This is a genomic window from uncultured Campylobacter sp. (assembly GCF_905371695.1).
Classification (GTDB): Bacteria; Campylobacterota; Campylobacteria; order Campylobacterales; family Campylobacteraceae; genus Campylobacter_A.
This window is the reverse complement of the sequence record NZ_CAJPMA010000038.1, coordinates 1-15,544: the sequence shown is the minus strand read 5'-3', so window position 1 is coordinate 15,544 and position 15,544 is coordinate 1. Positions and strand designations below refer to the sequence as shown.

Sequence of the window (15,544 nt, the reverse complement as noted above, 5' to 3'; positions counted from 1 at the left end):
TAAAAAATCTCTTAAATCTTCGTATTCGGGTGTTGAAAAATATCGCCACTTGCCTTCTTTTAACATTCCAAGATCGACGCGTCCGAAACTTACCCGTTTTAAATCCATTACTTCAAGGTCGAAATAACCGAAAAATCGACGTAATTCGCGATTTTTACCCTCGTTTATCATCACGCGAAGCTTAGTATATCCGCCGCTCGCGCCGAATATGTCAAATGCGACGAACGGTTTAAACTCCATAGATTTTATCGCCGTCTTCGCGTGTGCGCCTTTAGTTGCGTCGGCGGCAAAAAGGCCCTCTCTCATCGCCGTCTTAACTTCTTCGGTAATCTCGCCTTTTATTTTTAGGTAGTATTCGCGCTCGATATCGCTATTCATTAGCGCGGTAGCGATCGCAGGCGCGTCCGTTAGTAAAAGCAACCCCTCGCTAGCGTAATCAAGTCGCCCTATACTCATAAATTTTGAAAATCCGCTCGGTAGGTTGTCGTATATCGTCTTCCGCCCGCGGTCGTCTTTTTTGGTTACGAGCTCGCCTTTTTGTTTGTGATAGACGATCATCGTAAATTCTTTTTTTAGTTTTACGAGTCTCGCGCCGATTTTAACCTTATCCTCGTCGCTAACGCTAATGCCCATATCGCTAACGACGCGTCCGTTTATGCTAACTTTACCTTGTTTTATTAGCTCGTCGGCCTCGCGCCGCGAATAGTTCGTGTTATGCGATATGAATTTATTTAGTCTCATTTTTTGCATTATTTTAATCCTAGACTCGTTAGATCATGAATGTGTAAAATACCGATCGGAACGCTATTTTTTACGACGACTAACAGCTGAATTTTATATTTTTCGATTAGCGTTAGCGCATCCACGGCGAGCATATTTTCATCGTCTAAAATTTTGGGATTTTTAGTGGCGTATTTGATTGCGCTATCGTTTATATCGAAATTTTCGCTCATTAGCGCACGCCTTAGATCGCCGTCGCTAAGTACGGCTACTAACTTACCGTTTGTATTAGTTAGTAGGACGTTACCTACTTTGCCGTGCGTCATTGCGTCTATCGCGGCTTTTAGGCTGACGTTTTCGCTAACGATAGGTAAATTTTCGCTCCTCATTATATCTTTTACTTTTACGAATAGTCGTTTGCCGAGCGATCCGCCGGGGTGAAAATTCGCAAAATCTTCTTGTTTAAAATTTCGCATTTTCATCAAACATACTGCTAACGCATCGCCTAACGCTAATGTTAGCGTAGTCGAGCTTGTCGGAGCGGCGCCGAGCGGGCAAGCCTCTTTTTTTACGTTTAGTTTAATAAATTCGTCGCTAAATTTGCCGAGCGAACTACTCTCGTCGCGCGCCATACCGATGACCTTAACGCCGAATCGCTTAACGTGAGGTAAAATTCTAACCACCTCTTCGCTCTCGCCGCTGAAACTGATCGCTAACACCGCATCGTCCTTACTTATCATACCTAGATCGCCGTGCATAGCCTCCGTCGGGTGCAAGAAAAAGCTAGGCGTACCTGTACTCGCTAGCGTAGCGGCGATTTTTGCGCCGATATGCCCACTCTTGCCTACGCCGGTTACTACTATTTTGCCTTTAACGTCAAACATCGTCCTAACCGCTCTAACGAATTTTTCACTCAACGTTAGCGCATTTTGCGTTAGCTCGTTAGCCTCTAACGTCAATACTTCGCGAGCGGTTTTTAATATATCGTTCATTTTGCGCCCTACATTATATATATTATAGGCACGATGGTCGGATATTTTTTGATCTTTCTAAAAATATGTTTGCGTATAACTTGGCGTACTTGCCCTTCGAGCATTCGCCCGTCTTTTAAAAGCTCCTCTTTGACGTTACTTAGAAATTGCTCCAATACGCCTTCCATTTCTTTGCTAAATTCATGATCGTTTTTATTTGCGACGAGTCCGTAGCTAATAACGCGCGGTTTATTGATTAACTTCGCGCCGTTTCTTGAAATTTGCGCGATTATCATTACTACGCCCGCTTCAGCCAAATTTTGCCTATCGATTACGACGTCGTCTGAAATTTGTTTGTTAATTTGATTATCAATAAATACCTTACCCGTTTTAACCGTTTTTACGCGTTTTAGGTATTTTTGACACAGCTCCATTTGGTCGCCGTCGCTCATTAAATAGATATTCCGCTCGTCTACGCCGCAGGCGATTGCCGTTTCTTTGTGTTTAGCGATGTGGTTGTATTCGCCGTGCACCGGAAGGAAAAATTTAGGCTTTATTAGGCGTAGCATCAGTTTTTGCTCCTCTTGCGCCGCATGTCCGGAGACGTGGATCTCGCTGAAATCTTGGTAAGCTACGTTTGCACCGCTTTTGATGAGAAAATTTAGCACGGTTGATATGCTTTGCTCGTTACCGGGTATCGCTTTTGAACTGATGATTATCTGATCGGACGGCTTTATCTTAATGTATTTGTGCTCGTCCGTCGCCATTCGGTATAGTGCGCTCATAGTCTCGCCCTGACTTCCGGTCGTTACTATTAGTACCTCGTTATCTTTAAATTTACTGACCTCGTTCGCATCGATGAAAATTTTCTTATCAAGTTTAATATAGCCAAGTTCCATCGCCGTATAGAGGTTACGCTCCATGCTGCGGCCTATTACGCAGACCCTGCGGTTGTACTTTAACCCCCAGTCGATCGCCTGATAGACGCGGTGGATGTTGGAGCTAAACGTACTCATTATCACGCGACCTTTGGCCTTTGAGAAAATCGCGTCAAAGGTCTTGCCCACGCTACTTTCACTTTTTGTGAAGCCCTCGCGGTAGCTGTTTGTACTATCGCTAAGTAAACATAAAACGCCTCTTTCACCGTAGTGTGCCAGCCTTCCCAAATCGCTAGGATAGCCGTCGATCGGCGTATGGTCGATTTTAAAGTCGCCCGTGTGGATGATCGTCCCTGCTTCCGTCGTGATAGCTAACGCGCTAGCGTCGATAATGGAGTGCGTAATATGTATCCACTCGACCTCGAAATCCCCGATCCTATACGGCTTGCGCTTTTCAACCGAGCGAAAGAGCGCGCGCTCCTCTTTTAGTCCGTGCTCTTCAAATTTATTATTTATCATCCCGAGCGGTAGAGGCGTAGCGTAAAGCGGAAATTTAAACTCTTTGTAAAAATAAGGCACCGCGCCGATATGGTCTTCGTGGGCATGCGTGATGATGACGCCCGCGATCTTATCTTTTATCTTTCGTACGTAGTCAAAGTCGGGGATTAGAATATCCACGCCGTGCATACTCTCGCTCGGAAAGCTCATGCCTACGTCGATGATGATCGCGCTGGTCGCCGTCTCAAAGACCGTCATATTTCCGCCGATCTCGCCAAGGCCGCCAAGCGGCGTGATGCGTACTTTGTGATCGCTTGAATTTAAATATTTTAACGGCTCTAACCTTAACTCGTGAACCGCTTTGTTCGCCTGCATAGATGCGGCGATATCCTGCTGCCACTGCTCGTTGCCGTTTAGTTTAGCGGGCAGATTTTTCTTTGGTTTTCGCTGCTTTTTGGGTTTATCTATTTTTGCGACTTGTTCGTTTTGGTTTAAATTTTGCTTGCCGTTAGCGTTAGTATCGTTAGTATTTTTTTGATGATTTTTATTCCGGTTATTTCTGTTTTGATTGTTAGAAAGTCCATTGCGGTTATTATTGCCGCCGCTAGAATTTTTACTATTTTTATTATTTAAATTTACGTTACCGTTCGTATTTTTGTTAGCTAAATTTGCGTCGTTATTATTACTAACGTTAGCTCTATCGTTTGTTATACCGTTAGAATTTGCGTTAGCGTTTCTAGTAGGTTTATCTATACGAATCCCGCTTAAATTCGCGTTCAAATTTAACCCAAAATCGTCGTTAAACCCATCGCCGTCGTCAGCAAAAAAGTTGTCTAATACGTCTGACGAGCCGCCTTCGTTTTGATGTCTCGGATTTTTATTTTTCGGGCGAAATCTATGCTTTTTATTACTCTTGCCCTGCGTCGATACCGCTTTTTCTTCATTATTTTCCATTTACTTACCTTCTATTTTTCAAAAATTTCTAAAAATGAGGCGATATTTAACTCGTGCGGACGGACGGTTGAGGCTAAATTCAGCTCTTTAAACTTTTCTTCAAGCACGGATTTATCGTAAACTTGGCTTAAATTTTTAAGCAAAGTTTTTCGCGGCGATGAAAACGCGGCTCGTAAAAAGCCTTTAAAATTTTCTAGCATCTTTTTATCTTGGAAGACGCCGCTAATACCCACCAAATTTCTACTTTTTTGCAGTCTAATGACGCTTGAGATAACTTTGGGCGGCGGATTAAAACAGCTCGGCGCTACATCGAAAAGCAGCTCGCAGCCGCCTACTAATCCGGCTAAAATACTTAATGCGCAAAACTCGCTTTCGCCGTCTTTCGCGCTAAATTTCAGCGCAACCTCTCTTTGTATCATTAAAGTAAAGCCGACGCATAACTCGTCTTCAACCGCGTTTAGTATCATTTTCGTCGCGACGTAGTATGGCAGATTTGCCGCCAAAAAATAGGGCTTATCGCTTAATCCGCGCTCCCGCCACGCGACCAATGCGTCATTGCAGAAAAGTTTCAACCGATCGTCTGCTAACTCTTGCTTAAATTTACTTTGCAAAATCGGGATTAGATCCTCATCGATTTCATAGCCCGTAACGCAAAAATCTCGCAAAAGTCTAATCGTCAAATCACCTAAGCCAACCCCAATTTCTACGATATTTTGTTCGTTTTTGGGGATCGCTTTGATGATTTTGTCTAATACGCTCTCATCTATTAAAAAATTTTGTCCGAATTTTTTCTTAGCTACGACCATTTTTTCCTTTTTTTGACGGCGCAAAATTTTTAAACGGAGGCGATTGTAGCTAAAATTAGCTTTAAAGCTCATTAGATTAAGCCGAATTTGTTATAATTTACCGTAAAAAGGACAAAAAGATGACGAATTTATCAAAACGCATAATCCCATGCCTAGACGTCAAAGACGGACGAGTAGTAAAAGGCGTAAATTTCGTAGGTCTCGTGGATGCGGGCGATCCGGTCGAGATAGCCAAACGCTACAACGAAGAGGGCGCGGACGAGCTGTGTTTCCTAGATATCACGGCGTCGCACCTTGAGCGCGATACGATCGTGGACGTCGTAGGGCGGGTCGCGCGCGAGCTTTTTATCCCGCTGACCGTGGGCGGCGGGATACGCACGATTGACGATATCTCGCGCCTACTAAACGTCGGTTGCGACAAAATAAGCCTCAACTCGGCCGCAATAAAAAATCCGAATTTGATAGACGAAGCGGCGAATAAATTCGGCTCGCAGTGCGTCTTGGTCGCGATTGATGCAAAGAGGACGGGCGAGGGCTATAGCGTGTTTATAAACGGCGGCAGGCTGGATACCGGCAGGGATGCGCTTGCTTGGGCGAAAGAGGCGCAGGAGCGCGGTGCGGGTGAAATTTTACTCACATCGATGGACTGCGACGGCGTTAAAAACGGCTTTGAGTTAAATTTGACGCGGATTTTTAGTGCGCTTGATATCCCCGTGATCGCAAGCGGCGGTGCAGGCGAAATGGAGCACTTTAAAGACGCATTTTTAGCTGGCGCAGACGCGTGCCTCGCGGCATCGATTTTTCATTTTAGAGAGATCGAAATCAAGACGCTTAAGACATATTTGCGGGAGCAAGACATCGAGGTTAGGCTGTGAAATTTGAGCTCAAATTTAGCGCGCAAAAGGCCAGGCTGTGATTATTTCAGCTGGACGAAACGAAGTATTTGCGTTCGCTCTACCTATGGGCGTAGGGCTAGTGGATATGAGCATAAATTTAACGGTGCTTTTACAAAAGCGAGCTATGGTTGATGATTGCGGCAGATACGAGCAAAAATTAACTGCCAATCGGCAGCTTGACGAGAGGCTAAATTTGATAGATTCGCCTATTTTGCAAAGTGCGAAAGCTTCCCAAAATCCAGATAAAATTCTAAACGCACTACCGAGCGAAATCATTTTCGTAGGCTCGGCAGGACTTTACAAGGAAGGTGAAATTTTTGAAATTTATGAGAGCTCGGCCGCGGCAAACATCGAAATTTCAAGCCTAGAAAACAAGAGCTATTCGCCGATAGAGAGCAAAATCACCTCTGTTGTTCCACGTGGAACATGCAAAGTGAATTCGTCAAATTTTATCACGACCGACCAAAATTTGGCTCATAAGCTTTTTGATCGCGAATATTTTTTAGAAAATATGGAATTTTTTGCCGTACTTAAAGTCGCGCAAAAATTTCAAATCCCGGCTTACGGCATATTCGTAGCGACGAATTTTTGCAATAAAAATGCACACGAAGATTTTATAAAAAACCACGAGCAAGCCAAAAATGAGCTCGAAAAATATCTAAAACAAAAGGAAATCATTTGAAAAATTTGCTTGATTTTACATTAGACGAGCTAAAAGAACAGCTCTCGCCACCGTTTCGCGCGAAGCAAATTTTCGAGTGGCTATACAAAAAAAACGCAACGAGTTTTGATGAAATGCTAAATTTGCCGAAGGATCTGCGCGCAAATTTGGCGCAGGAGTTTTATCTCGATCCGCTAAAATGCGTCAAATTTGAGCAGAGTGCCGACGGCTCGATCAAATATCTTTTCGAGCTCAAAGACGGGCTACGGATAGAAAGCGTACTCTTGCCGATGAAAGAGGAGCTCAGCGATGAAAACGGCGAAGTAGCGCGTCACGCTCGTTATACGATCTGCGTTAGTTCGCAGGTAGGCTGCCGCATGGGCTGTTCGTTTTGCCTAACGGGTAAGAGCGGACTAACTAGAAACCTAACGCCGGGTGAAATAGTGGGGCAAATTTTGTGGATAAAAAGAGAAAACAAAATCCCCTATGAACGCCGCGTAAACGTCGTATATATGGGCATGGGCGAGCCGCTAGACAACCTAGAAAACGTTAGTAAAGCCATAAAAATTTTAAAGGAAAACGACGGGTTAGCTATCGCGCCGCGCCGCCAGACCGTTAGCACGAGCGGGTTAGGCAGCCAGATAAAAAAGCTCGGCGAGATGGATCTGGGCGTGCTGTTAGCGATATCTTTGCACGCCGTTACTAACGAGCTTCGCAGTAAACTAATGCCGATAAATAACGCCTACAAAATCGAGTCCGTTATGGAAGCGGTGAGAGGCTTCCCGATCGATATGCGTAAGCGAGTGATGTTTGAGTATCTCGTCATAAAAGACATGAACGATGGTATAAAAGATGCCAAAAAGCTCGTTTCGCTACTACACGGCATCAAAGCGAAGGTAAATTTGATCTACTTTAATCCGCACGAAGGCAGCGAATACGGACGCCCGAACACGGCCGATATGGAGGCATTTCAAACGTACCTACGCGATCACGGCGTAACATGCACTATCAGGCAAAGCAAGGGCCTTGACATCAGCGCGGCGTGCGGTCAGCTAAAAGAGCGCGACAACCAAACAAGCGGCAAAACGATAGCCAAGGCGGCAAAATGACGCTACTTGATATATCCCAGATAGTTTTCGTCTGCGTTGTGGTTTTTGCGGGGCTCGGACTGATTATAAAGACAGCTTTTTATGATGAACAAAACCGATGATATAGCATTTTTGAGAGAGCAGATAGATAGAGATAATGACGACTCGTTTTTCGTTTTGCTCTATGATTTTTGCTATTTTGATAAGAAAGTTTTTAAGAAAATCCTAAAAATCTGCCTAGAAACCAAGATAGAAGATAGAAATTTGCGTGCCGAAATTTTAGATATTTTACACTTTACGATCTATCTGATGCTCTGTCATCGTGACAAAAAAGATGCGTATAAGATAAAAAACTTCAAAAAAGTCGAGGAGAAATTCGGCGATTATTTTCAGATCGTGAGGCAAATCAGTAGGAAATTTATAACGGAGTAACAATGAACGCGCAAAAAATAATGGACGAAATCGACGTATTTTTAAGCAAATCGCTACTTAAAAAATCAACGATAACCAAAGCACAGATCGTAAATTTCATAGAAACAAAATGGGCGGAAGCAGACGAGGAGAAGTACAAAATCTACGATGCGTACATCTACGCGCACCGCATGATAAGCGAATACGAAGAGCTGAAAGACTGCGGCAACGTTCTGCGCTGGATCGATGAGATGTATAAGTGCGATAAGGCAAAAGATAGCCCCTCCTACGTGAAAGACTATTATAGAGGCGAGCGCTGTCTAGCCTGCGGTCAAAAAGAAGCAGCGCTAAAATATCTACAAAAAAGCTACGACGCGGACAGGGACTATGTCTTTGCTGGAGACGAACGCATCGCTAAATTTTTTAAAGATTATCTTGCAAATCCTGAAATTTTGCCTGAATTTATAGAAGAAGAGTATGGTGAAGATGAATTTGACGATTTCGGATTTGAGATAGAACTCGAACATTTCAGTAAAATTTTAGAGCAAGACGCAAAATTTTATTGCACGTTTCTAAACAAAAAAGGCGATGAGGTATACGAGCCAAGCCGCACGCACTCAAACGCTATTGATTTTTTAAGGCAAAATCAGGAGGAAATTTTAAACGAAATTCTAACCGAGATTTTCAAAAATTATCCAAAATGGCAAGAAATTTACGACTATCCGAGCCAGACAAAGAGTGATTTTATGCCAAATATCTACGCGCCGCACGAGCTTGGTAGGCTTTTGGAGCTACAAAATATCTATATTTTACTTAGCGGCAGAACCGCGAAAATAGGCTTTGAATTTAGCTGCTCGTGGGATATGGAGCACGGCCTAGGCGTGATGACGCAAAGCGGCAAAGCCCTAAAAATCGGCAGCGGCGAGACGGCATTCGGCTTTTAGCCTTTGGCTATAAATTTGCCCGGCCACCGCGCGCAAATTGATTTTTACTCGTCAAAGGTTTTATTTTTCGTATGATAAAAGTATAGATACAAAAGCCCCAGCGGCGCGATAATAAAAGCAAAACCGTAACAAAGCAGCATGGTTATAAATTTTGCTACAAGTAAAAATAGCGCATTTACGAAAAATACGTTATTTCCAAATATAAAATCAACGATACTCTCATAAACAAAGCGAGAATACGGATACAAAAAGGTGTTTGCGATAAAGATAATATAGCTAAAAATTCGCTTATCGCCTCCACTATACATAAGCGCTATAAACAATGCCGTAAAGATAGCACCGAAAAATAGATGCCGCAGGTAATAAGACGCACTAAGTCCGCCGAAAGTTTTTTTAATAAAACTCATAGAAAATACTCCTCAAATAAAATTTTGCATAATTCTACCCCCCCCCCCCATAAATTTTCGCTTAATCCAACCGGTCGGTACTAAAACCCGTTTCCAGCCGTCTAAATTTAACCGCGCGCTAACTAACAAGGCCAAATTTACTGATAAAATTTACGTTAGTTTATCTTGTTAGCTTTTTACTAAAACCGAAATAGAGCAGGGTTACCAAGCAAACAGCCAAGCACACAATAGCACACAATACCATATAACCGAAATAAAAACGCTTTTTATGCGGGGTGCATCATGCCTAATCGCAGCTAAATTTTGCGGCATCGTTTCGTGCTTGACGCTATCGCTGGCGGATGTTGCATATCTAAAATTTACCGTTTTTATGCCGCAAGATTTTATAAAACTAGCGAACGGAAAATAAAATATCGGTCGTAAAAACAGCCTGACAAATCGGCTTAAAATCTATCCGTGCTTTACGAGTTTATAAAATTCTTCTTGCGCATCAAATTTGGATTTTATTTTGTATTCTACGCCGTCAAATTTAAAACTAATTTCATCCGAATGCAGCAGCAACCTCGGCGCGCCGGTCGTTAAAATTCGCTCACTTTCGCTCATATCTTTATCTAAAATTTTCTCGATTTGCGGTCGCGATAGACCGTAGAGCGGTTCGCCTAAAATCTTATGTTCCACGTGGAACAAATGCAAACGAATTTGATGCTGTCTGCCCGTGAGCGGTACGGCTCGCACCAGGGTCGCATCGATATCGGCGATATACTCTATCGGCAAAATCTCCGTCACAGCGCTTTTGCCGTCCTCGCAAATTCGCATTCGCATTTTCACGTCGTCATAATCGTTTGCTAGATCCATATTTGCCTCGATACGCAAATTTTCGCTTATCTTTCCCTGCGCGAGCGCGACGTAGCTCTTATAAACCTGCCGATTTTCAAAAAGTTTTTTTAAATTTACGACTGCGTTTTTATCTTTGCCCACGACGATGAGTCCGCTCGTTTCGCAGTCTAGACGGTGTGCGACTGAGGCCTCTCGGCCGTAGAGCGACCAAATTTCATCATTTAACGAGTATTCGCAATGTCTGCCGTTTGGGTGACTGAGTACGCCGCTAGGTTTATCAAAAACCGCAAATTTCTCGCACTCAAAAATCGGCTTTAGCCCGCGCGAATTCGTCTCGTACTCTATCAGACAAATTTCGCCGCTTAGCAAGGCATTTTTCTCACCGACGACCGCGCCGTCGCAGATAAGCCTGCCTTTGTCGATTAGGCGCTGAGCTTCGCGCATTTTATAGCCGTTTTGCAGTAAAATCTCATACGCTTTCTGCCCTTTGACATGCGCGATAAATTTATGTATGTATGGCAATTTTCGCTCTTTAAATCTAAAATTTAAGGGCAAATTTAGCGGATACTAACCGCCTTTTCAGCCCAGTTTTTATATAATCTTTCCTTAAAAAATTATACAAAAATTCACATAAAAAAGGCTAAAAATGGTAGAGAGATATTCGCGCGAACAGATGGCGCAGAAGTGGGATATGCAGGCAAAATACGGTGCGTGGCTAGAAGTCGAAAAGGCTGCGGTTAAGGCGTGGAATAAGCTGGGTTTCATCAGCGATGCGGACTGCGAGAAAATTTGCAAAAACGCGAAATTTGACATAGGGCGCATCGACGAGATCGAAAAGACGACCAAGCACGACGTGATCGCGTTTCTAACGAGCGTGAGCGAAAGCCTGGGCGATGAGAGCCGCTTCGTGCACTACGGCATGACTAGTAGCGACTGCATCGACACCGCCGTCGCGCTTCAGATCAAAAGCAGCATGGAGCTCATTATAGAAGACGTAAAAGGCCTAATGAGCGCGATCAAAACCAGAGCGCAGGAGCACAAAAACACGATGATGGTCGGCCGCAGCCACGGCATCCACGGCGAGCCGATCACCTTCGGGCTCGTACTTGCGGTGTGGTACGACGAGGTCGCGCGCGCGCTAAAGCTGCTGCAAGACGCCAAAGAGGTCGCAGCCTACGGCAAACTAAGCGGCGCGATGGGAAATTTCGCTCATGCACCGCTTGAATTTGAGGAGCTAACCTGCGCCGAGCTTGGTCTAAAACCGGCTCCCGCGTCAAATCAGGTCATCCAGCGCGACCGCTACGCCCACGTCATCAGCGCGATCGCCGTCCTAGCCGCCACCTGCGAAAAGATCGCCGTAGCCGTGCGCCACTTCCAAAGGACGGAAGTTTACGAGGCTGAGGAGTACTTTAGCCCAGGTCAAAAGGGATCAAGCGCGATGCCGCACAAGCGCAATCCCGTGCTTAGCGAAAACATCACCGGCCTTTGCAGGATGCTGCGCTCATACGTGACGCCTGCGCTTGAAAACGTCGCGCTCTGGCACGAACGCGACATCAGCCACAGCTCGGTCGAGCGATTTATCCTGCCCGACGCCTTCATCACGGCCGATTTTATGCTCGCACGCATTACGAATTTGATCGCAAATTTGGTAGTTTATCCGGAAAATATGATGAAAAATCTAAATTTGACCGGCGGGCTCGTCTTTTCTCAGCGCGTGCTTTTACAACTTCCGCAACGCGGGATTTCACGCGAGGATGCGTACAAAATCGTACAGCGCAACGCGATGAAGGTCTGGGCGGATCTACAAGAGGGCAAAAAAGCTATAAACGAAAACGGCGAGAGCCTATTTTTACAAAATTTGCTCGCCGACAAGGAGCTACGCGCAAGCCTAGGCGAAGCAGAGATAAAAGAGTGCTTTGATTATGCGTATTACGCCAGGCACGTGAACGGGATTTTTAAAAGAGTTTTCGGGGAGTAAATTTATAGCCGACGATCGGCTATAAATTTATCTTACGCGACTACTCGACTTTAAAAACAATGCTAGTAAATATATCTTGCTAGGCAGCCGAATTTTGCTCTCAAAATTAAAATCTCGGTTAAAAAATATCTATTTAGTCATCTCAAAAAGGCTGTTTTTATCTCTTTTTGGGTAAAATCTCTGATTAAAATTTAAAAATTCCGGAGCCTAAATGAAAGTCGTAAAACGTAACGGTAGAACCGAGGAATTAGACGTTTCTAAAATCAAAAAATACACGAGCGAAGCGGTTGCAGGGCTAGCAAACGTGAGCCTAAGCGAACTTGAGGTGGACGCGAAAATTCAATTTCGCGATATGATAACGACCGAGGAGATACAGCAAACCCTCATCAAAACAGCCGTCGAAAAGATCGATATCGACCGCCCTAACTGGACCTTCGTCGCGGCGAGGCTATTTCTGTACGACCTTTATCACAAGGTCACGGGCTTTAGCGGCTACAACCACCTACGCGACTATCTGCAAAAAGGCGAAAAAGCGGGCCGTGTCATCCCTGGACTAAAAGAAAAATACGACCTGGACGATCTAAACGACTACATCAGGCCCGAGCGCGACTTGCAGTTTGCGTATCTTGGCATCAAGACGCTATACGACCGCTACCTCATCAAAGACCGCAGCGGTGCGCCGATCGAGCTACCGCAGCAGATGTTTATGGCGATCGCGATGTTCCTCGCGCAAAACGAACTAGACTGCCAAGGCTGGGCGAAGAAATTTTACGACCTCATATCCAAATTTGAAGTCATGCTCGCCACCCCGACGCTCTCAAACGCCCGCACGACGCGCCACCAGCTAAGCTCCTGCTACGTGGGAAGTACGCCAGATAATATCGAGGGAATTTTCGATAGCTATAAAGAGATGGCGCTTCTTAGCAAATTTGGCGGCGGTATCGGCTGGGACTGGTGCAAGGTGCGCGCTATGGGCGGCAGCATCGACGGACATAAAAACGCAGCCGGCGGTATAATTCCGTTTCTAAAAGTCACGAACGACATCGCCGTCGCCGTCGATCAGCTAGGCACGAGAAAGGGCGCGATAGCCGTCTACGTCGAACCGTGGCACATGGACGTTAGCGACTTCCTAGATCTGCGCAAAAACTCGGGCGAAGAGCGCCGCAGAGCGCACGAGCTATTCCCTGCGCTTTGGATAAACGACCTTTTCATGAAACGCGTAAAAGAAAACGCACGCTGGAGCCTATTTGACCCCGCAGAGGTCGCCGATCTGTGCGATCTATACGGCGATGAGTTCGAGGCTCGCTACATAGCATACGAAAACGACGAAAAGATCCAAAAAAACGTCGTCATGGCAAAGGAACTATGGAAGAAAATACTAACTAGCTATTTTGAATCGGGCATGCCGTTTTTGTGCTTTAAAGATAACGCCAACAAAGCCAATCCAAACGACCACGACGGCATCATTAGAAGCTCGAATTTATGCACCGAAATTTTCCAAAATACGCAACCAAACTACTACAAGATCAAGATCACGTTTGATAACGGCGGCGAGCGATTATTTGACGAAGAAGAAGACGTCACGGTCGATAGCGGCATAACCAAAAAAGCCAAAAAGCTAAGCGCGCTAGATAGCATCGGCGGCGAGCAAATTTTCATCGTCGAAAAAGAAAGCGTCGAGGGCAAAACCGCCGTGTGCAACCTTGCGAGTATAAATTTAAGCAAAATCAACAAAAAAGAGGACATCGAGCGCGTCGTGCCGATCGCCGTACGCATGCTAGATAACGTCATCGATCTAAATTTCTACCCGCATAAAAAGGTAAAACACACCAATCTAGCCTCCCGCTCGATCGGCCTTGGCGTCATGGGCGAGGCGCAGATGCTAGCCGAACGCGGCGTGAAATGGGGCAGCTACGAGCATCTAGCGCTGATCGATAGCGTGATGGAAAATATTAGCTATAACGCCATCTACGCCAGCTCAAATTTGGCGGTAGAAAAGGGCGTATATCCGCTTTTTGAAGGTTCGAAGTGGAGCAGGGGAGTGATGCCTATCGACACGGCAAACGCAAACGCCAAAGCGCTTCTAAACGATAGAGGCGGGCTATTTGACGAGAACGCCTGCGACTGGAGCAAACTGCGCGAAAAGGTCAAAAAAGACGGTATGCGAAACGGCTATCTGATGGCAATCGCACCGACGTCGAGCATCAGCATACTCGTGGGCACCACGCAGACGATCGAGCCCGTGTATAAGCGCAAATGGTTCGAGCACAACCTAAGCGGCATGATACCAAACGTCGTGCCGAATCTCAGCCCTGAGACGTGGCAGTTCTACACGCCTGCCTACGAGCTAGATCAGCGCGTGCTCGTGCGTGCCGGCGCCATCCGCCAAAAGTGGATCGACCAGGGACAGAGCCTAAATATTTTCATGAGCCTGGATAAAGCAAGCGGCGGATATCTGAGCGAAATTTACACGCTCGCATGGGAGTTGGGACTAAAATCAACCTACTATCTACGCTCCGAAAGCCCTGATAGCGAAAAACTAAACAACGTCGCCGATCGCTCGATCGAGTGCGAGGGGTGTCAGTAGATAGCTCGTTTTTATAATAACAAAAGTATGATAAGGTAAATTCAGTTAATTTATCAATTTGGAGAAATAAAAATATGAAAGTCTGGCTGTTTTGTTTTATAAAATGTATTTATAGAATTTTAAAAAATAAAGATACTTATTCTATTCTTGGCAATATTGCAACTATTATTGTTGCAATAACTGCCATATATGGGTATATTTATACAATCAAGCCAACATTTGAAATTAAAGCGTTAGAAAAACAAATATCTATATTAAACGAAAAAGAACAAAATATTACTGTCGAAAATCAAAAAATCGGAAAAGAATTATTAAAAAAATCAAATGAACTTAATGCAACTAATATTAGAATAGCTGAACTTAATGAGAAAGAAAATGAGCTTAAAAACACCAATAACGACTTGATTCAACAAATGGAAGTGTATGAAAAAAATATAAAAGATTTAAAAAATAAAGAGTTGGTTGCTAAACAAAATTTAATAGATATAAAAAAGTTATATACAAATACAACAATTAAATATATTTCTCATAAAAGTAGGTTGTCTGACTTATTGCTTGATGAAAATATCTCTAATATTTTTAAAATAAAAAATATTAATAATATTGAACAAAATTTAAAAAAATCTCTGATCTTGCCAATTGATAAAATAGGACAAGAACTTAATGCATTATACAAGTATTTAGATAATGCTAAAAGTATTTCAGAAAGAGATAATTATCAAAATATAATAAAAATATATTCATCTAACATGAAAAAATATCAAGAAATTTTGCATATTCAAGAACCTGACTATAAATTATGGAAAGATAGTTTTTTAAAAGTAGTAGAGGCAAAGCAAAGATTTGTCGATATATGTAAAAAAGTTTACGAAAAAGAGTTTATAGAAATGAATATAAAAGATAATAAT

At 44.0% G+C, this 15,544-nt stretch carries 16 protein-coding genes; 10 read left to right on the top strand and 6 right to left on the bottom strand.

Going from position 1 to position 15,544, the window contains the following annotated elements:
• The 4 genes from QZ147_RS04840 to rsmA all read right to left on the bottom strand — a co-directional run.
• Window positions 1-741 (bottom strand): pseudouridine synthase (locus QZ147_RS04840; protein ID WP_295147652.1); only part of this gene is annotated, 741 nt, incomplete at its 3' end.
• Window positions 742-749: 8 nt separating this feature from the next.
• The gene (locus QZ147_RS04835; protein ID WP_295147649.1) at window positions 750-1,712 is read right to left on the bottom strand and encodes a KpsF/GutQ family sugar-phosphate isomerase; all 963 of its coding nucleotides are present in this window, start codon (window positions 1,710-1,712) and stop codon (window positions 750-752) included.
• Window positions 1,713-1,720: 8 nt separating this feature from the next.
• Entirely contained in the window at window positions 1,721-3,442 is a 1,722-nt protein-coding gene (locus QZ147_RS04830; protein ID WP_366508780.1) for a ribonuclease J, read from the bottom strand.
• Between the two features lie 590 nt (window positions 3,443-4,032).
• Window positions 4,033-4,827, bottom strand: a complete 795-nt coding sequence (gene rsmA / locus QZ147_RS04825) for a 16S rRNA (adenine(1518)-N(6)/adenine(1519)-N(6))-dimethyltransferase RsmA (RefSeq protein WP_295147645.1) — start codon at window positions 4,825-4,827, stop codon at window positions 4,033-4,035.
• 119 nt (window positions 4,828-4,946) lie between these two features.
• On the opposite strand from rsmA, the gene hisF reads away from it, so the two are divergent.
• The 6 genes from hisF to QZ147_RS04795 are packed head-to-tail and all read left to right on the top strand — an operon-like array spanning window position 4,947 to window position 8,827.
• The gene (gene hisF, locus QZ147_RS04820) at window positions 4,947-5,702 is read left to right on the top strand and encodes an imidazole glycerol phosphate synthase subunit HisF (protein ID WP_295147642.1); all 756 of its coding nucleotides are present in this window, start codon (window positions 4,947-4,949) and stop codon (window positions 5,700-5,702) included.
• A 37-nt stretch (window positions 5,703-5,739) separates the two neighbouring features.
• Window positions 5,740-6,405: a purine-nucleoside phosphorylase gene (locus tag QZ147_RS04815; RefSeq protein WP_295147639.1), complete on the top strand. Its 666-nt coding sequence runs from the start codon at window positions 5,740-5,742 to the stop codon at window positions 6,403-6,405.
• Entirely contained in the window at window positions 6,402-7,493 is a 1,092-nt protein-coding gene (gene rlmN, locus QZ147_RS04810; protein ID WP_295147637.1) for a 23S rRNA (adenine(2503)-C(2))-methyltransferase RlmN, read from the top strand. The genes QZ147_RS04815 and rlmN overlap by 4 nt, the downstream gene beginning before the upstream one ends.
• Window positions 7,490-7,594, top strand: a complete 105-nt coding sequence (locus QZ147_RS04805) for a cellulose biosynthesis protein BcsF (protein ID WP_295147635.1) — start codon at window positions 7,490-7,492, stop codon at window positions 7,592-7,594. Before rlmN ends, QZ147_RS04805 begins: the two co-directional genes overlap by 4 nt.
• Complete coding sequence (locus tag QZ147_RS04800; RefSeq protein ID WP_295147633.1) at window positions 7,575-7,904, top strand: hypothetical protein; 330 nt, start codon at window positions 7,575-7,577, stop codon at window positions 7,902-7,904. The genes QZ147_RS04805 and QZ147_RS04800 overlap by 20 nt, the downstream gene beginning before the upstream one ends.
• Window positions 7,905-7,906: 2 nt before the next feature.
• Complete coding sequence (locus QZ147_RS04795) at window positions 7,907-8,827, top strand: hypothetical protein (protein WP_295147632.1); 921 nt, start codon at window positions 7,907-7,909, stop codon at window positions 8,825-8,827.
• Window positions 8,828-8,871: 44 nt separating this feature from the next.
• Here QZ147_RS04795 and QZ147_RS04790 read toward each other — a convergent pair whose 3' ends face one another.
• Window positions 8,872-9,234 (bottom strand): hypothetical protein, encoded by a 363-nt coding sequence (locus tag QZ147_RS04790; protein ID WP_295147630.1) that lies wholly within the window; start codon window positions 9,232-9,234, stop codon window positions 8,872-8,874.
• 268 nt (window positions 9,235-9,502) lie between these two features.
• Here QZ147_RS04790 and QZ147_RS04785 point away from each other — a divergent pair, with 268 nt between their 5' ends.
• Window positions 9,503-9,643, top strand: coding sequence for a hypothetical protein (locus tag QZ147_RS04785; protein WP_295147628.1), 141 nt, complete (start codon window positions 9,503-9,505; stop codon window positions 9,641-9,643).
• A 41-nt stretch (window positions 9,644-9,684) separates the two neighbouring features.
• Here QZ147_RS04785 and QZ147_RS04780 read toward each other — a convergent pair whose 3' ends face one another.
• Window positions 9,685-10,593, bottom strand: a complete 909-nt coding sequence (locus tag QZ147_RS04780) for an RluA family pseudouridine synthase (protein ID WP_295147625.1) — start codon at window positions 10,591-10,593, stop codon at window positions 9,685-9,687.
• A 124-nt stretch (window positions 10,594-10,717) separates the two neighbouring features.
• On the opposite strand from QZ147_RS04780, the gene purB reads away from it, so the two are divergent.
• From purB to QZ147_RS04765, 3 genes are all read left to right on the top strand, one after another.
• Window positions 10,718-12,049: an adenylosuccinate lyase gene (purB, locus tag QZ147_RS04775; RefSeq protein ID WP_295147622.1), complete on the top strand. Its 1,332-nt coding sequence runs from the start codon at window positions 10,718-10,720 to the stop codon at window positions 12,047-12,049.
• A gap of 211 nt (window positions 12,050-12,260) precedes the next feature.
• The gene (locus tag QZ147_RS04770) at window positions 12,261-14,636 is read left to right on the top strand and encodes a ribonucleoside-diphosphate reductase subunit alpha (protein WP_295147619.1); all 2,376 of its coding nucleotides are present in this window, start codon (window positions 12,261-12,263) and stop codon (window positions 14,634-14,636) included.
• Window positions 14,637-14,710: 74 nt separating this feature from the next.
• The coding region (locus tag QZ147_RS04765; RefSeq protein ID WP_295147617.1) for a hypothetical protein at window positions 14,711-15,544 on the top strand (834 nt) is incomplete at its 3' end.